The 21,444-nt window shown below is 71.2% G+C and carries 17 protein-coding genes and 2 tRNA genes; 15 read left to right on the top strand and 4 right to left on the bottom strand.

All coding sequences use genetic code 11. The features are described from left to right. Positions 1–108 precede the first annotated feature (108 nt). The 3 genes from dnaA to gnd all read left to right on the top strand — a co-directional run bounded on the left by dnaA (position 109) and on the right by gnd (position 4,259). Positions 109–1,689, top strand: coding sequence for a chromosomal replication initiator protein DnaA (gene dnaA, locus E8D34_RS00215; RefSeq protein ID WP_136592581.1), 1,581 nt, complete (start codon positions 109–111; stop codon positions 1,687–1,689). A 483-nt stretch (positions 1,690–2,172) separates the two neighbouring features. Then, on the top strand, positions 2,173–3,312 hold the full coding sequence (gene dnaN / locus E8D34_RS00210) for a DNA polymerase III subunit beta (protein WP_136592580.1): 1,140 nt from the start codon (positions 2,173–2,175) through the stop codon (positions 3,310–3,312). 71 nt (positions 3,313–3,383) lie between these two features. Beyond that, positions 3,384–4,259, top strand: a complete 876-nt coding sequence (gene gnd, locus E8D34_RS00205) for a phosphogluconate dehydrogenase (NAD(+)-dependent, decarboxylating) (protein ID WP_136592579.1) — start codon at positions 3,384–3,386, stop codon at positions 4,257–4,259. A 458-nt stretch (positions 4,260–4,717) separates the two neighbouring features. On the opposite strand, the gene E8D34_RS00200 is transcribed toward gnd, so the two are convergent. Together E8D34_RS00200 and E8D34_RS00195 are read right to left on the bottom strand one after the other, a co-directional pair. Then, positions 4,718–5,122 (bottom strand): DUF2752 domain-containing protein, encoded by a 405-nt coding sequence (locus tag E8D34_RS00200; RefSeq protein ID WP_136592578.1) that lies wholly within the window; start codon positions 5,120–5,122, stop codon positions 4,718–4,720. Next, positions 5,119–5,622: an NINE protein gene (locus E8D34_RS00195; RefSeq protein ID WP_136592577.1), complete on the bottom strand. Its 504-nt coding sequence runs from the start codon at positions 5,620–5,622 to the stop codon at positions 5,119–5,121. The genes E8D34_RS00200 and E8D34_RS00195 overlap by 4 nt, the downstream gene beginning before the upstream one ends. Positions 5,623–5,710: 88 nt before the next feature. Between E8D34_RS00195 and recF the strand changes: the two genes are divergently transcribed. The 8 genes from recF to E8D34_RS00160 all read left to right on the top strand — a co-directional run bounded on the left by recF (position 5,711) and on the right by E8D34_RS00160 (position 14,154). Continuing rightward, a complete protein-coding gene (gene recF / locus E8D34_RS00190; RefSeq protein ID WP_136592576.1) occupies positions 5,711–6,874 on the top strand; it encodes a DNA replication/repair protein RecF in 1,164 nt (387 codons plus the stop codon). After that, positions 6,867–7,475 carry a DciA family protein gene (locus tag E8D34_RS00185; protein ID WP_240770996.1) on the top strand — a complete coding sequence of 203 codons (609 nt, stop codon included), beginning with the start codon at positions 6,867–6,869 and terminating at the stop codon, positions 7,473–7,475. The genes recF and E8D34_RS00185 overlap by 8 nt, the downstream gene beginning before the upstream one ends. Positions 7,476–7,786: 311 nt before the next feature. Next, positions 7,787–9,898, top strand: a complete 2,112-nt coding sequence (gene gyrB, locus E8D34_RS00180; RefSeq protein ID WP_276606560.1) for a DNA topoisomerase (ATP-hydrolyzing) subunit B — start codon at positions 7,787–7,789, stop codon at positions 9,896–9,898. A 159-nt stretch (positions 9,899–10,057) separates the two neighbouring features. After that, complete coding sequence (gene gyrA, locus E8D34_RS00175) at positions 10,058–12,775, top strand: DNA gyrase subunit A (protein WP_136592574.1); 2,718 nt, start codon at positions 10,058–10,060, stop codon at positions 12,773–12,775. Continuing rightward, entirely contained in the window at positions 12,775–13,449 is a 675-nt protein-coding gene (locus E8D34_RS00170) for a DUF3566 domain-containing protein (RefSeq protein WP_136592573.1), read from the top strand. Before gyrA ends, E8D34_RS00170 begins: the two co-directional genes overlap by 1 nt. Before the next feature lie 347 nt (positions 13,450–13,796). Then, a tRNA-Ile gene (locus tag E8D34_RS00165) sits at positions 13,797–13,870 on the top strand. Between the two features lie 49 nt (positions 13,871–13,919). Continuing rightward, complete coding sequence (locus E8D34_RS21215) at positions 13,920–14,045, top strand: DLW-39 family protein (protein ID WP_240770995.1); 126 nt, start codon at positions 13,920–13,922, stop codon at positions 14,043–14,045. A 33-nt stretch (positions 14,046–14,078) separates the two neighbouring features. Further along, positions 14,079–14,154, top strand: a tRNA-Ala gene (locus tag E8D34_RS00160). A gap of 75 nt (positions 14,155–14,229) precedes the next feature. Here E8D34_RS00160 and E8D34_RS00155 read toward each other — a convergent pair. Further along, entirely contained in the window at positions 14,230–14,592 is a 363-nt protein-coding gene (locus E8D34_RS00155) for a hypothetical protein (protein WP_136592572.1), read from the bottom strand. Positions 14,593–14,838: 246 nt separating this feature from the next. On the opposite strand from E8D34_RS00155, the gene E8D34_RS00150 reads away from it, so the two are divergent. After that, a complete protein-coding gene (locus E8D34_RS00150) occupies positions 14,839–16,329 on the top strand; it encodes an amidohydrolase family protein (RefSeq protein ID WP_136592571.1) in 1,491 nt (496 codons plus the stop codon). Positions 16,330–16,358: 29 nt separating this feature from the next. Next, a complete protein-coding gene (locus tag E8D34_RS00145) occupies positions 16,359–17,165 on the top strand; it encodes a hypothetical protein (protein ID WP_136592570.1) in 807 nt (268 codons plus the stop codon). An 11-nt stretch (positions 17,166–17,176) separates the two neighbouring features. On the opposite strand, the gene E8D34_RS00140 is transcribed toward E8D34_RS00145, so the two are convergent. Beyond that, a complete protein-coding gene (locus E8D34_RS00140; RefSeq protein ID WP_168929274.1) occupies positions 17,177–17,650 on the bottom strand; it encodes an ester cyclase in 474 nt (157 codons plus the stop codon). A gap of 203 nt (positions 17,651–17,853) precedes the next feature. On the opposite strand from E8D34_RS00140, the gene E8D34_RS00135 reads away from it, so the two are divergent. Then, entirely contained in the window at positions 17,854–19,638 is a 1,785-nt protein-coding gene (locus E8D34_RS00135; protein WP_168929273.1) for an ELWxxDGT repeat protein, read from the top strand. 200 nt (positions 19,639–19,838) lie between these two features. After that, entirely contained in the window at positions 19,839–21,413 is a 1,575-nt protein-coding gene (locus E8D34_RS00130; RefSeq protein ID WP_136592567.1) for an ELWxxDGT repeat protein, read from the top strand. Positions 21,414–21,444: the final 31 nt, after the last annotated feature.

The following is a 21,444-nucleotide window of genomic DNA, read 5'->3' as shown; positions in this document are numbered from 1 at the left end:
CGTGGGCGAGAGTGGACCACCGTTCACAGCCTGTGGACAAAGTTGTGGAAGCACCATCGCCTCCGCGATCGACCGACATCACGCATCCATCATCGAGCGGGAGGCAACGTGACCGGGACACCCGAGGGGCACGAGGGCGAGGACCAGCGCACGGCAACCCCGGACGAGCGCCTCGCCGTCGAGTGGCGGCTACTCGTCAACGACCTCCAGGCCAACCAGCGAGCCTGGCTCCAGCTCAGCAAGCCGGTCACCCTGCACGGGACCACCGCGATCGTGGCGGTCCCCGACGACTTCACCCGCAGGCGCCTGGAGGACCGGCTGCGCGGCCAGCTCGAGGACTCCCTCAGCGACCGGTTCGGCCACGAGGTCCAGATCGCGGTGACCGTCGACCCGAGCCTCCAGCTCGACCCCGGGCCGGCGGCCGACGGTTTCGGCGCCGCCCCGGAGACCGCCGCCAGCGAGCCGCTGGCGCCGCCCGTCGACCCCACCCCTCCGGCGTACGACGATTTGTCGACAAGTCGCCGTGGCGACATGTCGATGCCGTCCATGTCCCCGATCTCGGAGATGCCGGCGATCGGCTACGACCCGACCGAGCCGCCGCCCCCCGCCGTCGCGATGCCCACCGCGGCACCCGCCGCCACCGTCACCGGCGAGTCGCGGCTCAACCCCAAGTACACGTTCGAGACCTTCGTCATCGGCTCCTCGAACCGGTTCCCGCACGCGGCCGCGGTCGCGGTCTCCGAGGCACCGGGCCGCTCCTACAACCCGCTGCTGGTCTACGGCGAGTCCGGGCTGGGCAAGACGCACCTGCTGCATGCGATCGGCCACTACGTGCGCACGATCTACGCCGGGAGCAAGGTGCGCTACGTCTCCAGCGAGGAGTTCACCAATGAGTTCATCAACGCGATCCGCGACGACCGGCAGGACCGGTTCAAGCGCAAGTACCGCGACATCGACGTGCTGCTGATCGACGACATCCAGTTCCTGGAGGGCAAGACCCAGACCCAGGAGGAGTTCTTCCACACGTTCAACACGCTGCACAACGCGAACAAGCAGATCGTGCTCACCTCCGACCGCCCGCCCAAGCGGCTCGAGGCGCTGGAGGACCGGCTCCGCAACCGGTTCGAGTGGGGCCTGATCACCGACGTGCAGCCGCCCGACCTCGAGACCCGCATCGCGATCCTCCGCAAGAAGGCGGCGATGGACCGGCTCACCGCGCCCTCGGACGTGCTCGAGTTCATCGCGAGCAAGATCCAGACCAACATCCGCGAGCTCGAGGGCGCGCTGATCCGCGTCACCGCCTTCGCCAACCTGAACCGCCAGGAGGTCGACATGACCCTGGCCGAGATCGTGCTGAAGGACCTGATCCCCGAGGGTGGGGAGCCGGAGATCACGGCGCCGCTGATCATCGCCCAGACCGCGGCGTACTTCGGGCTCTCCATCGAGGAGCTGACCGGCCCCAGCCGCGGACGCCACCTGGTGATGGCCCGTCAGATCGCGATGTACCTGTGCCGCGAGCTCACCGGTCTCTCCCTGCCCAAGATCGGTGCGCAGTTCGGCAACCGCGACCACACCACCGTCATGTACGCCGAGCGGAAGATCAACCAGCTCCTCGGCGAGCGCCGTGCGGTCTTCAACCAGGTGAGCGAGCTGACCAACCGGGTCAAGATGCAGGCCCGACAGGGCTGAGCGAGGCCCCCGGCCGATCGAAATCCCCACCTGTGGAAAAACCGGTGAAAACCGTACGAACTACACGGGGAGGATTCGGTGGAGCCGCCGACGACGTCCTCCCCAGGACGGCGCCGCTCCACACGAACTTGTAGTTCGCCCCGATTTCGTCCACACCTGTTATCCACCGGTCACATCCGGCCTGACCTGGGAAGAGACGACTTCTCCACAGTTTCCACCGGTGCTATTACTCCTCCGAGAATTCCTACGATCCATCCTCCTCGTGAACTTCTCCCGGGCCCCTACCTGGGGATGAACTACAAAAACCTGTCATTCGGGGACCACTCGGGGCCGACCGCTCACGCCCACGGCGCACCAACCGATGACACGCGTGGCAGGATGCACACAGCACGCCTGGACCGAACAGGCCCGTGCGCATCACACGAACATGCCGGCGCCGACAGCCATGTCGTCCGCTGCCGTCCCCTTGAGAGGTACGCAGAAGTGAAGTTCAGAGTCGACCGCGACGTCTTCGCCGACGCCGTCGCCTGGGCTGCTCGCAGCCTCCCGATCCGTCCGAGCGCCCCCGTCCTCGCGGGCCTGCTGATCTCGGCCGGTGACGAAGGCCTGGTCCTGTCGACGTTCGACTACGAGACCTCCGCGCGTGCGACCCTGGCTGCCGAGGTCAACGACGAGGGCACCGCCCTGGTCAGCGGCCGCCTGCTCGCCGACATCTGCCGTGCGCTGCCGAACAAGCCCGTCGACGTCGTCCTCGACGGCGCCCGGGTCTCGGTGATCTGCGGCTCCTCGCGCTTCTCGCTGCAGACGATGCCGGTCGACGACTATCCGACGATCCCCGAGATGCCGGCTGCCTCCGGCGTCGTCAAGAGCGCCGACTTCGCCCACGCCGTGGCCCAGGCCGTGACCGCCGCCGGCCGCGACGACATGCTCCCGGTGCTCACCGGCGTCCGGATCGAGATCGAGGGCGACGCGATCGCGCTGCTGGCCACCGACCGGTTCCGTCTCGCCCAGCGCGAGCTGAGCTGGACCCCCGGCACTCCGGACGCCTCCCTCGCGGCGCTGGTCCCCGCGAAGGTCCTCGCCGACACGGCGAAGTCGCTGACCCAGGGCGAGGAGATCACCATCGCGCTCTCGGCCACCGGCGCCGGTGACGGCCTGATCGGCTTCGAGGGCACCGGTCCGGGTGGCGTGCGCCGCACCACGACCCGCCTCCTCGACGGCGAGTTCCCCAAGGTCCGCAGCCTCTTCCCGAACGAGAAGCTCACGCTGGCCACGATCGACAAGGCGGCGCTGATCGAGTCCGTCAAGCGCGTCGCCCTCGTGGCGGAGCGCAACACCGCGGTCCAGCTCGCCTTCTCCGACGGCGTCCTGACCCTGGACGCCGGCTCGGGCGACGAGGCGCAGGCGTCCGAGTCGGTGCCGGCCACCATCGAGGGTGAGGACCTGGTCACCGGGTTCAACCCGCAGTTCCTGCTCGACGGCCTCGGCGCGATCGACGAGCCCGTCGTCGAGCTGGCCTTCACGCAGGCATCGAAGCCCGTGGTGATCAGCGGTGCCGGCGACGACGCGGAGCAGTCCGGACTGTTCCGGTACCTGCTCATGCCGCGCCGACTGCTCAGCTGACCTCGCATCACGGCGCGTGCCGTCGTAGCGTCACGCACGGGTAGCCCGCACACACCACCCAGGGAGCGACCATGGACATCGGACTCGTCGGCCTCGGCAAGATGGGCGGCAACATGCGCACCCGACTGCGCAACGCCGGCCACACGGTGGTCGGGTACGACCGCAATCCGGACCTCGCCGACGTGGACAGCCTCGCGGCGATGGTCGCGGCGCTGCCCCGGCCCGCGGTGGTCTGGGTGATGGTGCCAGCCGGCGCCCCGACCGATGCGACGATCTCCGAGCTCAAGGAGCTGCTCGGCGAGGGTGACCTGGTGGTCGACGGCGGCAACTCCAAGTACACCGACGACATCGCACACGCCGCCTCCCTGGCCGAGAAGGGCATCGGGTTCGTCGACTGCGGTGTCTCCGGCGGCGTCTGGGGCCTGGAGAACGGGTACGCGCTGATGTACGGCGGGTCGGCGGAGGACGCGGCCAAGGTGATGCCGGCGTTCGAGGCGCTCAAGCCGGCCGGGACCAGCGACGGGCTCGTGCACTGCGGCGCCACGCCGGGCGCCGGCCACTTCGCGAAGATGGTTCACAACGGCATCGAGTACGCGATGATGCAGTCCTACGCCGAGGGCTGGGAGCTGCTCGAGAAGGCCGAGATCGTCGACAACGTTCCCGAGATCTTCGCCTCCTGGCGCACCGGCACTGTGGTCCGGTCCTGGCTGCTCGACCTGCTGGTGGACCAGATCCGCGCCGACGAGCACCTGGATGCCATCCGGGGCTACGCCGACGACTCCGGCGAGGGGCGGTGGACCGTCCAGGCCGCGATCGACCACGCCGTGCCGATGCCGGCGATCTCCGCGAGCCTCTTCGCCCGGTTCGTCTCCCGCCAGGACGACAGCCCCGCGATGAAGGCCATCGCCGCGATGCGCAACGGCTTCGGCGGCCACGCCACGCACTAGCTCTGATGGCGCGAGCGCGTCGCTCGCTCCGCTCGCGCCGCGCTGCCGCGCTCGCAGTCGACGTCTCCTGTGGTCGCGGTGGTCTGGCGGCCTACGCGGGCGGCCCGCGGAGAAGCTCGCTCGCGCCCTCCGGTCGCTCGTTCCTCGCTCCCTCCGGGGCGCTTGCTCGCCTTCCCCGCGGTTGCCGCCCTCGCACTGCCCGGGGCGGATAGTCGCGCTCCGGGCCCATCGCGCCGCGCTCCGGCAGCGGGTTCCTGACGTCTGCGCGGCCTCGGAGAGCTGACGCCTGCCGAGAGGGGGTGGGCCTCCTGGGTGCCAGGCGGCGATGTCGACGTACCGACTGGTCACCGCCAGTGCACGCAGTCCGCCCGTCCCTCGGGCCCAGCCGGCCGCGCCCGCCCGCTCCACCCACGCCAGGGTGGGGCGGGCGCGGTGCGCTCCGCCGGGGTGGGACCGGCTCAGGCCTCGACGGCCATTCGGACCACGGCGAAGCCGAGCCAGGCGGCGGCGAAGCCCCAGGCCAGCGGATGCCTGGCCCAGCGGTCCAACGACGGCGGCGTGCTGCGGCGTACTCGGGAGAGGGCCAGCAGGACCGCGACCAGCACCACGATCCCGGCCGCGACCGGGCCGAAGGGGTGGGCGGCGAGGGACTCCCGCCACCAGCCGTGCACCAGGTAGACCCAGGACCGGGTCAGCCCGCAGCCGGGACACGGCAGCCCGGTCAGCTGCCGGAACGGGCACAGCACCGGGCCGTCCTCGATGGTCCGGGGCGAGAGCAGGCAGGCCACCGCGAGGGCGAGGACCCCGCCGCCGGCGAGCACCTCGGCGCTCGACAGGCTCGACGGCGGGGTCCGGGGGGTCACCGCAACGGCCTGCCCTCGGCGTCGGGGATCTTGCGCATCAGCACCAGGATCGCGTCGACCAGCGCCCAGATGCCGCAGCCGCCGAGTGTCAGCAGCTTCGCGACGCCGAGCCCCGTGTAGCCGAGGTAGAACCGGTCGACGCCGAACTGGCCCAGGAACCAGGAGAGCAGCGCGGTCGTCAGCCACTCCTTGTCGGAGAAGAGGCCCGGGACGTCGCGCGCGGCGAAGTACTGCTGGCTGTCCGCGGCCCGTACCGGCGCGTCGGGCTTGAGCTGTCCGGCCCGCGCCATCTGGCCCAGCGCGGCGTAGTCGTACGGCCCGTACTCCTGGCCCACGACGGAGAGGTAGAACGGGCCGGCGGGCGCGGCGGGCGCGCCGTAGCCCGGGAAGGACTGGTACCCCTGCGGGGCTCCGTAGCCGGGAGCGCCGTACCCCTCGGCGGGCGCGCCGTACGGCTGGTCGTCGGGCCCGCCCTGCGGCGGGTGCGGTGGTTGCGTCATGTTCGGGAGCCTAGGCTTGTCCCGCCACGACGACGCCCGCTTTCGGGCGTTCGCCGCGGCGACACGGGATCGGCGGAGGAGGAGAACGATGCACGTCGCGCACCTGACCCTCCACGACTTCCGCTCCTACGCCGCGGTCGACGTCGAGCTCGACCCAGGGGTGACGGCATTCGTCGGCCGCAACGGGCAGGGCAAGACCAACCTGGTCGAGGCGATCGACTACCTCTCCCGGCTCTCCTCGCACCGGGTGGCCACCGACGCGCCGCTGGTGCGCGCGGGAGCCGACCAGGCGATCGTCCGCGCCGCGGTGGTCCGCGACGGCCGGACCGCGGTGCTCGAGGTCGAGCTGAACCCTGGGCGCGCGAACCGGGCCCGGATCAACCGCTCCCCGCTCCCCCGCGCCCGTGACCTGGTCGGCATCGTCCGCACCGTCGTGTTCAGCCCCGACGACCTCGCCCTGGTCAAGGGCGACCCCGGCGAGCGGCGCCGCTTCCTCGACGAGCTGCTCGTGCTGCGCGCACCGCGGTACGCCGGCGTCCGCTCCGACTACGACCGCGTGCTCAAGCAGCGCAACACGCTGCTCAAGTCGCTCTACGCCGCGCGCGGTTCCAGCCGCGACGCGGCCCTGGCCACGCTGGCGGTGTGGGACGAGCAGCTGATCGGTGTCGGCACCGAGCTGCTCTCGGCGCGGCTGCGCCTCGCGGCCGACCTGGCGCCGTACCTGGGCAAGGCCTACGAGGCCGTGGCCCGGGGCGCCTCCCGCGACGACGCGCGGATCGCCTACGCGGCGAGCGTCCCGGTGGAGAACCTGGTCGGGAGCACCGAGGCGGCGCCGAGCACGGAGGAGCTGCGTGCGGCGTTCGTCGACGAGCTGGCACGCCGGCAGCGCGACGAGATCGACCGCGGGGTGACGCTGGTCGGCCCGCACCGCGACGAGCTGCAGCTGACGCTCGGGCCGGGCGAGGAGAACCGGCTGCCGGTCAAGGGCTACGCCTCCCACGGGGAGTCGTGGTCGTTCGCGCTGGCGCTGCGGCTGGCCTCCTACGACCTGCTGCGCGCCGACGGCGACGACCCGATCCTGGTCCTCGACGACGTCTTCGCCGAGCTCGACGCGGAGCGGCGCAGCCAGCTCGCCGGGCTGGTCGCCGGCGCCGAGCAGGTGCTGGTCACCGCGGCGGTGGCGGCCGACGTGCCGGTCGAGCTGCGCGGCGTCACCTTCCACGTGGCCGACGGGGAGGTGCGCCGTGCCTGAGGAGGAGATCGCCCCCGGCGGGCCGGGGCCCGAGGGGGTGCCCGAGGGGGTGCCCGAGGAGCACCAGCCGGACGGCCTCGACCTGGCCCAGCTGATGATGCGCGGGGCGGCCGGCACCACCGCCCCCGCCTCGGCCGCGGCGAAGCGCGGCATCGTCATCCGCGGCACGCAGCCGGGCGGCGGCGGGCGCCCCGGCCGACTGCGGCGCAGTGAGACGCAGATGAGCGGCGCGCACCCCGACGGGCGCGACCCGAAGGCGCTCGGCGCCGAGCTGGATCGGATCATCGGCGACCGCGGGTGGTCGCTGGACCTGCAGGTCAGGGGCGTCTTCGCGCGCTGGGCCGAGATCGTCGGACCCGAGATCGGAGCCCACTCCACGCCGGAGACCCTGGTCGACGGGGTGCTCAAGGTGCGCACCGACTCCACCGCGTGGGCCACGCAGCTCACGCTGCTCGCCGCCACCGTCGTACGACGCCTCAACGAGGAGCTGGGCGACGGGACGGTCGGGGTGGTCGAGGTGATCGGGCCGAACGCGCCGAGCTGGAAGCACGGTCGGCGTTCTGCCCGGGGCTCCCGGGGGCCACGGGACACCTACGGCTGAGCCGTGGTGGTGGCCGGGATCGGCGTCACGACGGGTCGCGACGCCGCGATTGTCCAGCAGCCCCTGGGGCGATCCGGGGCGCGGATCGGCGTATCGGGGATCGGGCGGACCCCTGTACGGGGCTCCAATCGCCATTTCTGGCCCTCTGAGAGCGGGTTTCTGTCGGATTGTCCCCCGTCAGCGGGCGGCGCTACGTGTCCAGACGCCCTCTAACGGCTAGAATGGCGGCCTAGGCCGGGATCATGCGCCCGGGGTGTCCCCAAGCGCTCGCCTCGGCCTTCGCCATGTCTCGCCATCCTGAAGAGGTCCGTGTGTCCACTGCCGACCAGCCCACGCCTGCGGTTTCCGAGCAGACTCCCGGTCCGGCCACCCCCTCGGTCGAGTACGACGCCTCCGCCATCCAGGTGCTGGAGGGGCTCGAGGCGGTCCGCAAGCGCCCGGGCATGTACATCGGGTCGACCGGTGAGCGGGGCCTGCACCACCTGATCTGGGAGATCGTCGACAACGCGGTGGACGAGTCCCTCGCGGGCTACTGCGACACGATCAAGGTCTCCCTCAACGCCGACGGCTCGGTCAGCGTCGCCGACAACGGCCGCGGCATCCCGACCGACACCGCCCCCGGCCAGGAGCTTCCGGCCGCGACGCTGGCGCTCACGGTGCTGCACGCGGGCGGCAAGTTCGGTGGCGGCGGCTACAAGGTCTCCGGTGGCCTGCACGGCGTCGGCTCCTCGGTGGTGAACGCGCTCTCGACCCGGCTGCGCCTGGAGGTCAAGAACCGCGGCTACCTGTGGGAGCAGGACTTCTCCCTCGGCGTGCCCGACTTCCCCCTGCGCCAGGTCCGCCCCCTCGAGGAGGGTGAGCGGACCGGCACCACGGTCACCTGGTGGGCGTCGGAGGACATCTTCGAGACCACCGACTACACCCTCGAGACGATCTCCACCCGGTTCCGGGAGATGGCGTTCCTGAACAAGGGCCTGCGGATCGAGCTGCGCGACGCGCGCCCGAAGTCCGAGGGCCTGGCCGACGCGGTCGAGGAGGGCGCGATCGAGGTCGACGGCGTCGCCGAGTCGGCCGCGGAGATCCACGCCACCGACGTCGACGGGCACAAGGCGCTGGAGCAGGTCTTCCAGTACGAGCGCGGCCTGGCCGACTACGTCGACTTCCTGAACCGCAAGAAGACCGTGATCTCCCCGATCATCGCGTTCGAGGCCGAGACCCCCGGCGACGTCGCCAACCCGATGAGCCTCGAGCTCGCGATGCAGTGGCAGGCCTCGTCGTACAACGAGTCGGTGCACACCTTCGCCAACACGATCAACACCCCCGAGGGCGGCACCCACGAGGAGGGCTTCCGCGCGGCGCTCACCTCGCTGGTCAACCGGTGGGGCGAGGAGTGGGGCCTGATCAAGAAGAAGGAGGACCGGCTCACCGGCGACGACATCCGGGAGGGCCTGACCGCCATCATCAGCCTCAAGATCGGCGAGCCGCAGTTCGAGGGCCAGACCAAGGCCAAGCTCGGCAACACCGAGGCCAAGGGCTTCGTCCAGGGCGTCGTCCACGACCAGCTCGGCGACTGGATGGAGAAGAACCCGGGCGAGGGCAAGGAGATCATCCGCAAGGCCCAGGCCGCGGCGACCGCCCGGCTCGCCGCGCGCAAGGCGCGCGACCTGGCCCGCAACCGCAAGGGCCTGCTCGGCGGCGGCGGCCTGCCCGGCAAGCTCCGCGACTGCTCCTCGCGGGACCCGGAGGAGTGCGAGGTCTTCATCGTCGAGGGCGACTCGGCCGGCGGCTCCGCGGTGATGGGCCGCGAGAACCGGATCCAGGCGATCCTCCCGATCCGCGGAAAGATCCTCAACGTGGAGAAGGCCCGCATCGACAAGGTGCTGGCCAACCAGGAGGTGCAGGCGATCATCTCGGCCCTCGGCACGGGTGTGCACGAGGAGTTCGACATCGCCAAGCTCCGCTACCACAAGATCGTGCTGATGGCCGACGCCGACGTCGACGGCCACCACATCAACACGCTGCTGCTGACGCTGCTGTTCCGGTTCATGCGTCCGCTGATCGACGCCGGGCACGTCTTCCTGGCGCAGCCGCCGCTCTACCGGATCAAGTGGAACAAGCCGCACGCCCACGAGTACGTGTACTCGGACGCCGAGCGCGACGCGGTGCTGGCGCACGGCCAGGCGAACGGCAAGAAGCTGCCCAAGGAAGCGCCGATCCAGCGCTACAAGGGTCTCGGTGAGATGAACGCCGACGAGCTGTGGGAGACCACGCTCGACCCCGACCAGCGCGTCCTGCTCCAGGTGACGCTGGAGGACGCCGCCCAGGCCGACGAGATCTTCTCGATCCTGATGGGCGAGGACGTCGAGCAGCGTCGTTCCTTCATCCAGCGCAATGCGAAGGACGTCCGATTCCTCGACATCTGAACATCGGTGGTTGACGTGCGAGCGAAGCGAGCCTCGAAACCACCACACCTGGCAGGTTTCGAGGCTCGTCGCTAGCGCTCCTCGCACCTCAACCAGCGAAGTATCCCGGAATCTAAGAATGTTCCTAGACACTCGTAGAGCGAAGCAGAAAGAGCAATCGTGACCGAGACCCCCACCGACACCGGTACCCCCGAGGGCAGCGGCGGCCGGATCGAGCCCGTCGACCTGCAGGAGTCGATGAAGCGCTCCTACATCGACTACGCGATGGCCGTCATCGTCGGCCGCGCGCTGCCGGACGTCCGCGACGGCCTCAAGCCGGTGCACCGCCGCGTCCTCTACGCGATGTACGACGGTGGCTACCGCCCCGATCGCGGCTTCAACAAGTGCGCCCGCGTCGTCGGTGACGTCATGGGTAACTACCACCCGCACGGCGACTCGGCGATCTACGACACCCTGGTCCGCCTGGCGCAGCCCTGGGTGATGCGCAACCCGCTGGTCAACGGCCAGGGCAACTTCGGCTCGCCGGGCAACGACCCGGCCGCGGCGATGCGGTACACCGAGTGCCGGATGGCACCGCTGGCCATGGAGATGGTCCGGGACATCGACGAGGACACCGTCGACATGACCCCGAACTACGACGGCAAGACCGAAGAGCCCACCATCCTGCCGTCGCGGTTCCCGAACCTGCTGGTCAACGGCTCCGCGGGCATCGCGGTCGGCATGGCGACCAACATCCCGCCGCACAACCTCCGAGAGGTCGCGGACGGCGCGGTCTGGGCACTCGAGCACCCCGACGCCACCCGCGAGGAGCTCCAGGACGCCCTGATCGAGCGGATCAAGGGCCCCGACTTCCCCAACGGCGCGCTGATCGTGGGCCGCGAGGGCATCGAGCAGGCCTACCGCACCGGCCGCGGCTCGGTCACCCAGCGCGCGGTGATCGAGGTCGACGAGGACAAGTCGGGCCGCACGGTGCTGGTCATCACCGACCTGCCCTACATGGTCAACCCCGACAACCTGCTGGTGAAGATCGCCGAGCTCGCCGACGCCGGCAAGGTGCAGGGCATCAGCGACGTGCGCAACGAGACCTCCTCGCGCGTGGGTCAGCGGATCGTGGTCGTGCTCAAGCGCGACGCGGTCGCCCGGGTCGTGCTCAACAACCTGCTCAAGCACACCGAGCTGCAGACCAACTTCTCCGCCAACATGCTGGCGCTGGTCGACGGCGTCCCGCGGACCCTGACCATCGACCAGTTCATCAGCAACTGGGTCGAGCACCAGATCGAGGTCATCCGTCGTCGTACCGAGTTCCGGCTGCGGAAGGCCGAGGCCGACGCCCACATCTGGCGCGGCCTGGTCAAGGCGCTGGACATGCTCGACGAGGTGATCGCGCTGATCCGGCGCTCCCCCGAGGTCGACGACGCCCGGCGCGGCCTGATCGAGATGCTGGAGATCGACGAGATCCAGGCGAACGCGATCCTCGACATGCAGCTGCGTCGCCTGGCCGCCCTCGAGCGCCAGAAGATCATCGACCGGCTCGCCGAGCTCGAGCTCGTCATCGCCGACCTCAAGGACATCCTCGCCAACGTCACCCGGCAGCGTCAGATCGTCATCGACGAGCTCGGCGAGATCGTCGCCAAGTACGGCGACGACCGTCGTACGCAGATCATCGCGGCCGCCGGTGACATGTCGATGGAGGACCTGATCCCGGACGAGGAGCAGGTCGTCTCGATCACCCGCGGCGGCTACGCCAAGCGGACGCGCGCCGACCAGTACCGGACCCAGAAGCGGGGCGGCAAGGGCGTGCGCGGCGCGTCGCTGCGCGGCGACGACGTGGTCGAGCACTTCATCTCGACCACCAGCCACCACTGGCTGCTCTTCTTCACCACCGCGGGACGGGTCTACCGGACGAAGGTCTACAACCTTCCCGAGGCCTCCCGCGACGCGAAGGGCGGCCACGTCGCCGGCCTGCTGTCGTTCCAGCCCGACGAGTCGATCGCGCAGGTGCTCGCGATCCGCGACTACGACCAGGCGCCGTACCTGGTGCTCGCGACCCGCAGCGGCCTGGTGAAGAAGACCCGCCTGGCCGACTACAACAGCCCGCGCCAGGCCGGTGTCATCGCGATCAACTTCCGCGAGGACGACGACGAGCTGATCGGCGCGGAGCTGGCCAGCAGCGAGGACCACATCCTGCTGGTCTCCCGCAAGGGTCAGGCGATCCGGTTCCCGGCCGACGACGGTCAGCTGCGGCCCATGGGCCGGGCGACGTCGGGCGTGACCGGCATGAAGTTCAAGGACGGCGACGACCTGCTGTCGATGTCGGTGATCCGGGCCGCGGACGTGGCCCACGAGGAGGACGCGGACAACGTCCAGTACGTCTTCACCATCACCGACGAGGGCTATGCCAAGCGGACCCGGATCGCGGAGTACCGCGTGCAGTCCCGCGGCGGCCTCGGCATCAAGGCGATGGCGCTGGCGAACGAGGACCGCGGCGTGCTCGTCGGAGCGTTCATCGTGGTCGACGGCGACGAGATCCTCTCCATCACGGCCACGGGCCAGGTGGTGCGCAGCCCCATCAACGACGACTTCCGGCCGACCGGACGCTCCACGCAGGGTGTGAAGTTCGTGTCGCCGAAGAAGAAGGACTCGGTGGCGGTCGTGGCCCGTTCGGTGGAGAGCAAGGACGACGAGGACGCCGACGACAACGGCGCCGAGAACGGTGCCGAGAACGGTGCCGACGGAGCCTCCATCGAGGGTGCGGAGGGCGCTTCCGAGACGAACGAATCGCCCGATCAGGCCGTGGGTGACACAATCGAGGGGTCCGCGGAGGTGACGTCGGAGGGATCCGACGCCCCCGATGGTTCCGCAGAGAGTGAGAGCTGATGACCGAGCGCGTCGAGGACACAGCAATCCGGCCCGGCGTCACCGTCGACGAGGGGAAGGCGTCCGGCGAGCCCGAGACGTCGCCGAGCGAGGGTGGTGCGCCCTCGAGCGACTCCGCCAAGGGGGCCACGAAGGGGTCGTCCAAGGGCGCGTCCAAGGGCGCGTCCAACGGGGCGGCGTACGGGTCGCTGAAGGGCTCGTCCGGTGGTCCGGCCAACGGCACCGTCGACGCCCCGAGCCCGATCGCGGCCTCACCGGTCGCGCCGGCTGCCGCGCCCGCCACCCAGGCGGCCCGCCCGCGCGGGCCGCGCCGCGCCCGGCTGCGGGTCACCCGCGTCGACCCGTGGTCGGTGATGAAGACCTCGTTCCTGCTCTCGATCGCCTTCGCGGTGGTCACCGTCGTGTCGGTCGCGATGGTCTGGCAGGTGCTCGGCGCCGCCGGCGTCTGGGACTCCATCAACAGCACGATCCGCGAGAGCATCGGCGGCGAGGACGTCTCGGCCTTCCAGATCGAGGACTACCTCGGCACGTCCCGGATCCTCGGCTTCACGATGCTGGTCGCGGCCATCGACGTGGTGCTGCTCACCGCGGCCGCCACGCTCAGTGCGTTCCTCTACAACATGTCCGCGGCGCTGCTCGGCGGCGTCGAGGTCACCCTGGCCGAGGACCAGTGAGCCTGGCCTGAGCCCTGCTGGTTGTTGCCCGGCGTCGACCCTCGTGGGTCGGCGCCGGTGCTGTTGGGGCTGGTCAGGTGGGTGCTCCGCGGTGCGTCGGGTGGGTCTGGCGATCCGGTGGTGGACGGTGGTCCCGTTCCGCGGGCGTCGTGATGCGGACGGTGCGGTGCGGCCCGGTGGACTGGTCGCCGTCGTGTGCCTGAGACCAACGCAGAGGCGGTTGTCAGGCACACGACCCCGACCGGACCATCGCCGGAGGCCGTCGATTTCGCCCCGCCGGGGGGCTCGGGTAATGTTCCCTCTCGGCTTGGGCAGACGGGGCTTCCACCCTGACGTCCACGCCACCCGGGCCTATAGCTCAGACGGTTAGAGCGCTTCCCTGATAAGGAAGAGGTCACAGGTTCAAGTCCTGTTAGGCCCACCGGTAACGGTCCGATGACCGCAGCCGCACCGCACACGGAGGTCACAGCGTGAAGAAGTTGATGCTCACGGTCCTGGCGGTCGCCGGCGCGGTGTTCGCCAGCAAGAAGCTCCAGGAGAGCAAGGCCGAGAAGGCCCTCTGGGCCGAGGCCACCGACAGGCTTCCGGAGGCCTGACCTCCACTCCCCGGCGTGATCCGCGCCGACCGCGGGGCCTTGGCGCAATTGGTAGCGCACCTGCTTTGCAAGCAGGGGGTTAGGGGTTCGAGTCCCCTAGGCTCCACCAGCTGAAACCGCAGCCACCGGCTGCGGTTTCTGTCGTTGCGGGCCGGCGACCGGTGCCTCGCTCCGACCGGTGAGGTCAGCGCCCGCCGACCCACCGCACGACGTCACCCTGCGGGCCCAGCGCCCGCTGGGTTAGCGTCGTCTCGGTGTAGGCCAGGTGGTCGCGGGTGCGCACCACGCTGCGACGGGTGGCCACCACCTCGAGCCCGTACGCCGCACGCAGCTCGTCGTGCTGCCGCGAGACCGGCGTGGCGTAGGCCGGGATCACCCGCGTCGGCGCGACGTGGGCGCGGGCGCCGGTCGGTCCGCGGTCGGTGCGCCAGGCGTCGTGCGCGTCGTACTCGTCCGCGAGCGGGGTGGGAGCGGGCGTGCGTTGGGTGAGGATCACCAGCGCGGCGATCACCAGTCCGATGCACACCATGAGGAGAACGGTCTCCATCTCCACACCCCCTTGCTCGACCCGCGTATCCCGTCGCGCTTCCTGCGCAAACCTGCGAGCAGGTGAAGGAGGCTGGCGCACCAGCGCGGGCCACCGGGGATCTCGCCCGCGTATCTCCTCCGTATTGGTGACGCGCACCCGAAGGGGAAGCGCGTTCGGGGCGTCGTTGCGCCCGACGCTGGAGCGGCGCATGCTGGAGGGCGAACCCGCCGCGCTCCCCGGCAGCCCCCGGCCCGGGAGGACGCAGTGGCACCTGACCCGCGCGACGCGTTCGAGGAGGCCTACGCGGCCGGCGTACCGGGCACGCTGCGACGCCCCGCCGGCCGCGCCGAGAGCCGTACCGGCCCCCGCTCCCGCGACGACCGCCGGCCGCCGACGGGGGCGCCGCCGCGCACCGTGAGCCCGGAGACTCCCCCGTCGCTCGCGCCCACCGAGCCGACGGCGTACGGCGGCTCGATCCTGATGGGCGACGGCAGCCTGGCGCGCGGGTGGGTGGTGGTCGAGGGCGACGCCATCGCGGAGGTCCGCTCCACCAAGCCGCGCACCGTCGAGCACGCGATCGCCACCGAGGGGGTGATCCTGCCCGGGCTGATCGACCTCCACGGACACCCCGAGTACAACGTGTTCGCCGCCTGGGAGCCGCCGAGGACCTACATCAACCGCGGCCAGTGGCGCGGCAGCGACGAGTACGCCGGCCTGGTCAAGGAGCCCTGGGCGGCGCTCACCCACGGCGGTGCGTCGGTCTCGATCAAGACCGCGATGACCCGGTACGCCGAGGTGCGGGCCGCCGTCGGCGGGGTGACCGCGATCCAGGGCGCCTCGAAGGACTACCCGAACAAGGCCGAGGCGCTGGTCCGCAACGTCGACCTGTTGGTCTTCGGGGACCAGGTCGCGCGCAGCACGGTCGACGTCGGCCGGCTCCGCGAGGACGACATCGAGTCCATCCGCGCGGGGATCTTCGACACCGGGACCGTCAAGGCCCACTACGTCCACCTCGCCGAGGGGCAGAAGACCAACGACGCCTCGGTGCGCGAGTTCGAGCGGTTCGCCGCCTCGCCGCTGTTCAGCCACGCGACGGTGATGATCCACGGCACCGCGTTGACCCGCGACCACTTCGACCAGCTGGCCGCGGTCGGCGGGAAGCTGGTCTGGTCGCCCCAGTCCAACCTCCGCCTGTACGACGAGACGACCGACGTGGCCGCCGCACTCGCCGCCGGGCTGCCGGTGGCGCTGGGCGCCGACTGGATGCCGTCGGGCAGCCCCAGCCTGCTGCACGAGCTCAAGATCGCCCAGGAGGTGGCCGCGCAGACGCCGGAACTCACCCTCGAGGCGCCCGACCTGGTCCGGATGATCACCAGCGGAGCCGCCGAGATCGCCGGGCTGGGTGACCGGATCGGCACGCTCGCCGCGGGTCGACCGGCCGACCTGACGATCCTCCAGAAGCGGGTCGACGACCCCTACGACAGCGTCGTGGCGGCGTACCCGTCCTGGGTGGACCTGGTGATGATCGGCGGCGACGTCATCTTCGGCCGCCCCGACTGGGTGGCGGAGCTGACCGGTGGCGAGGCGGGGGTGGAGCAGTACGAGCGGGTCACCGCGTGGGGGCGGCACATGCTGCTCGACACCCGGTTCGGGTCGCCCGAGGACGGTCCGCCCGAGGGCCCGCCGCGCCGGCTGGCCGAGATCCGTGCCCGGCTGATCGCGCGCTACCCCGCCGTCGGACCGATCTTCGCCTAGGCGACGGGACAGGAACGGAAGGAGCCGTCATGGTCGACGTGGACCCCGGAGCACCGCCCGTCCCCGTGTGGGACAAGGGGCCGCCGATCGCGATCGCGCGCCACTTCGCCGCGCTGCCCGCGATCGCCGCGGAGCACCGTGAGCTGTTCTGGTACGACTGGGGCCCGGTCTTCTACCGTGGCCGGCTCAACGGCACCGCCCGGGTGCTCGGCATCGCCTCCGACCCCGGCCCGACCGAGCGGCTGGTCGCCCGGACGCTCGTCGGCGACGCCGGCCAGCGGGTCCAGGGCTTCCTCGCGAAGATCGGCCTGACCAGCACCTACGCGCTGGTCAACGCGTTCCCCTGGGCGGTGCACCCGAGCGACTCCAGCAGGGCCCGCAAGCTGCTGAAGGACCCCGACCAGCTGCGCTGGCGCAACCGCTTCTACGACCTGGTCACCGACGCCCGGCTGGAGGCGATCGTCGCCTTCGGGCAGAACGCACAGGCCGCGCTCGACCTGTGGACGACGGCGCCGGACGTGCCGGTCTTCCGGATCCCGCACCCCTCCTCCGACGACGCCGCCGTCCTGGCCGCCCGGTGGCGCGAGGCGGTGACCGCGCTGCGTGGGCTGCTCGCCCCGGACCCCGGCGGGGAGCAGTCCGCGCCCAACTACGGCGCCGCGCTGGTCGAGGCCGACTACGCGCCGATCCCCGCGGCGGACCTGCCCTACGGCGTACCGGTGTGGATCGGGGACGACCGGTGGGGCCGGTCGTCGAGCCCGCCGCACTTCAACCCGATCAAGCGGGCCTCCGACGACAAGGAGCACGCGATGGTGTGGCAGGCGCCCGGCGGCTGACCACCGGGGCCCTACTCGCCCTCCGCGGTGGTCCGGAGGTCCTCCTCGTCGAACTCGTCGTCGTACTCCTCGTCGTCGGCGATGAGGATCCCGAGCTGGGTCATGATCGTCACCGCGTCGTAGTAGAACCGGACGGTCTCGGTCCTCCCGTCGGCGGCGTAGGTGGCCACCTCGCAGAACGGCACCGCGATCGTCTCGTTCGTCGGCGGCATGCCGGCGAACTCGCCGTCGTTGCGCCCCTTGGCGAGGAAGAAGCAGACCGAGTGCCCCGGGCCCTCCAGGTAGCTCGCGTCGGCGACGGTCGCGGTGGAGAAGCCCCGGGCCCACTCCGCGAGGTAGTCGATGGCCTCCTCCGGGCCGCGGTAGGTGCCGCCGCTCGGTACGTCGATCAGCGTGACGTCGTCGGCGAGGTGCTCGGTCATGCTCGCGAAGTCGCGGTCGTTGAACAGGCGGTGCATGAGGCGCTGCGTGTCGCTGTGTCCCATCAGTACTCCTGTGCCGGTCGGACAGCGGCACGGACGGATGTCAGGTGGCGTGGATGGCATGGGTCGGTGCCCCTGTGGAGATGACGTACCTCGGGTCGAACCTAACCCGGCGGGCGCTCGGTCGACACCCCGGAGTGCGGTGCGGGCCGACGTGGTCCATGTGGGCGATGCGCTGCGCGCGGTCCCGGCCCTACGTTCGGTCCATGAGTCGCCCGCGGCGCGCAGCGGGGCGGATCGCCGTGACCGGGACCGCCGCGGCGGTGGCGATCGGCGGCGTGGCGGCGTCCGCGCCGGAGGCCTCGTCGGCGCGCGACGGCGGGGCGATCGACGCCCCCACGCCACCAGCCTGTGACGAGGTCCGGACCCGGAGCAGCAGGACCGCCCACTTCATCGACGGCGACGGAACCCTCTTCTTCACCGTGCGGAACCGGCGGTTCGGCGAGGAGCTGTGGGTCTCGGACGGCACCTCCGGATCGACGGGGATGGTCAAGGACATCGGCCCCGGTCGGGCCGACGGCTTCGACGCGGCCGGATACGACCGGTCCCCGATGGCCGCGGCGGGAGGTCTGGTGCTCTTCGCCGGCGACGACGGGGTGCGCGGGCGGCAGCTGTGGGCGTCTGACGGCACGGAGGCAGGCACCGCCCTGGTGAAGGAGATCGGGTCCTCGGCGCCGCCCTACTACGACGAGGGTCCGGCCTCGCTGACAGGCATGGGCGGCGCGGTCTACTTCAGTGCTGAGGACGAGGCGCACGGCCACGAGCTGTGGCGCTCGGACGGTACCGAGGCGGGGACGGCGCTGGTCAAAGACCTTCGGCCGACGGAGTACGACGGGTACCCCCGCAACCTGACGGCAGTCGGCGACCGGCTCTTCTTCACCGCTCGGGACGGGGTGCACGGTGAGGAGCTGTGGGTGTCGGACGGGACCGAGGCGGGCACCGCGCTGGCCAAGGACCTGCGGCCCGGGGTCTCGTCGAGCGAGGTCAGGGGGCTCACGGGCGTCGGCGGGAGAGCGTTCTTCCTGTTCGACGACGGGGTGCACGGTGAGGAGCTGTGGACGTCGGACGGAACCGCCGCCGGCACGGTACTGGCGAAGGACATCCGGCCGGGGCGCCGATATGCCGAGGTGCGCGAGCTGACAGGCCTGGGGAACATGCTCTTCTTCACCGCCGACGACGGCGTGCACGGTCGTGAGCTGTGGACGTCGGACGGCACCGAGGCGGGAACCGTCATCGTCAAGGAGAGCCTGCCGGGCCGGCCCAGCGCGTTTCCCGACTACCTCACCGCGGCCGGCGGGCACCTGTTCTTCACCCGCTGGAACCGCGCGCACGGCTACTCCCTGTGGAAGACCGACGGCACCAGGGTCGGCACGGTGCGGGTCAAGAGCTTCCCGCGCGGACCGGCCGCCACCTACCCGTGGGACCTGGTCGGGGTGGGCGGCTCGCTCTACTTCCGCGTCGATGACGGCGTGCACGGTGACGAGCTGTGGCGCTCCGACGGCACCGAGGCGGGGACGGTGCTGGTCAGGGACATCCGCCGGGGCTCGCGCGCGGGGTACCCGCGGGACCTGGCGGCGGTCGGCGACCGCCTCTACTTCACGGCCAACGACGGCATCCACGGCGACGAGCTGTGGACCTCGGACGGGACCGGGGCCGGGACCATGATGGTCGACGACATCGATGCGCACGTCATCTTCCGGGTGCTGCGGAGGACGGAGCCGAACACGAGGAAGGGCACGCTGCGGGTGGGTGTCCGCGTCGGCGCGGCCGGAACGATCGAGATGACGCCGGTCGGGCGATCGCTGCTCAGGCCGGCGACCGTCACCCCTGGCGGGCCAGGCGAGTCCTCGCTCCTCCTCCGGCCGACGCGCGAAGGTCGACGCACGCTGCGACGTACCGGACGCCTGGTGGTGACCGCGGAGTTCACCTACTCCCCCTGCGGCGGCGTCGGCGCCAGCCGTACGCGCTCGTACACCCTGAGGTTGCGGTGACCGCGCGGCGCCGCCGTGCCAGGCGGGCGGCGACGCTGGGCGCCGCGGCAGCCGTTGCGCTGGGAGGATCAACGGCGGGGCCGGATCCCGCAGCGGCCCAGGATCAGTCGATCCTCGCCGCCGGCTCCGCGACCGCCGGCCTCGGGAGCACCCGGTGCGGCAGCACCCTCCCTCGCACGCGGGCCAGCAGACCCCAGGACATGGTTGCGGCGGGGCCCTGGGTCTACTTCACGGCGGCGGACGGCGTCCATGGTCGTGAGCTGTGGCGGTCGGACGGCAGCACCGCGGGGACCACGATGGTCACGGACATCCGCCCCGGGGGCCGGTCGAGCCGTCTCCGGTACCTCACCGCGGTCGGTGGTGAGGTGTACTTCACCGCAACGGACGGCCGCCACGGGCAGGAGTTGTGGCGCTCGGACGGCACAGCCGCTGGGACCACGATGGTCACGGATCTCCGTCCGGGGGTCGGCTCGGGCGACATCGGGGCGGTCACCGCCTTCGGAGACCGGGTGGTCTTCGCCGCCCGGGACCGCGCGCACGGGTGGGAGCTGTGGCGCTCGGACGGTACCGCCGCCGGGACGCTGCTGGTCAAAGACATCTGGCGGGGCCAGGGCAGCGGCGCCCCCAGCTATCCGGCGGTGGTTGGAGGTGAGGCCTACTTCACCGCCGACGACGGCGTGCACGGGCGCGAGCTCTGGCGCTCGGACGGCACCAGGGCGGGCACGGTCCTCGTCAAGGACCTGGCACCGGGGAGGGACGACAGCTACCCGGGAGGTCTGACCGACGCCGGTGGGGTGGTCTTCTTCACCGCTGAGGGCGGTGACCCCGCCGGAGCGCTGTGGCGCTCGGACGGGACCGCTGCCGGCACCGTCCTGGTCAAGGCGATCAGGGCCGACGGCTACGGCGCCGAGGTCGGAAACCTGCAGTCCTTCGGGGACGATCTCCTTTTCACGGCCAGGGACGGGGTCCACGGCAGCGAGCTGTGGCGGACGGACGGGACCGAGGCGGGGACGACCATGGTCAAGGACATCCGCCCCGGCGCACGGAGCAGCAGCGTTGGGAGCATCACCGATCTCGGCGGGACGGCGGTATTTCGTGCGGAGGACGGGACCGGAGGGCCACGCGAGGTCGGGCTCTGGCGGACGGACGGCACGTCGGCCGGGACCTTCGAGCTGAAGACCTTCGACCTGGGCGACTACGGCAGCTCGCTCTGGATCGTCGCGGTCGGTGGGACCGCGTTCCTCGGCCCACGGCACGGCGCGCACGCCGGCGAGCTGTGGCGCTCGGACGGCACCGAGGCGGGGACGACCCTGGTCAAGCGCATCGGCCCCGGTGCGCAGTACGGCAACCTGACCGAGGGCAGCGAGCTCGCGGGGGCGCTCCTGTTCGCCGCGAACGACAGGCTGCACCGCAAGGAGCTGTGGCGCTCGGACGGCACCGAGGCGGGGACGGCACTGGTCGAGGACATCAACAGGAGGGTGGCCTTCGAGATCGGGCGCGCGCCGGTCCACGATCTCGAGGAGGGCACGCTCACCGTACAGGTCCGGGCGGACGGCGCCGGACGCTTCGAGGTCAAGCCGACTCCGCGGCTGCGGCGGTCGGTGGCGGACCTGGCCGCCCCCGGCCTCGCGGACATCATCCTCCGGCCGACCAGGCTCGGTCTGCGCACGCTCCGCCGTACCGGTCAACTGCAGGTGACGGCGCGGTTCGCCTACACGCCCTGCAGCGGAATCGGCGGCACCGAGAAGCGCTCGTTCGTGCTGCGGATGCGGTGAGCGCGTGGCAGGTGTGGGCCATTTGGGCGAT

This window comes from Nocardioides sp. GY 10113 (assembly GCF_004919105.1).
Taxonomy (GTDB): domain Bacteria; phylum Actinomycetota; class Actinomycetes; order Propionibacteriales; family Nocardioidaceae; genus Nocardioides.
This window is presented reverse-complemented; position numbering and strand designations above follow the sequence as displayed.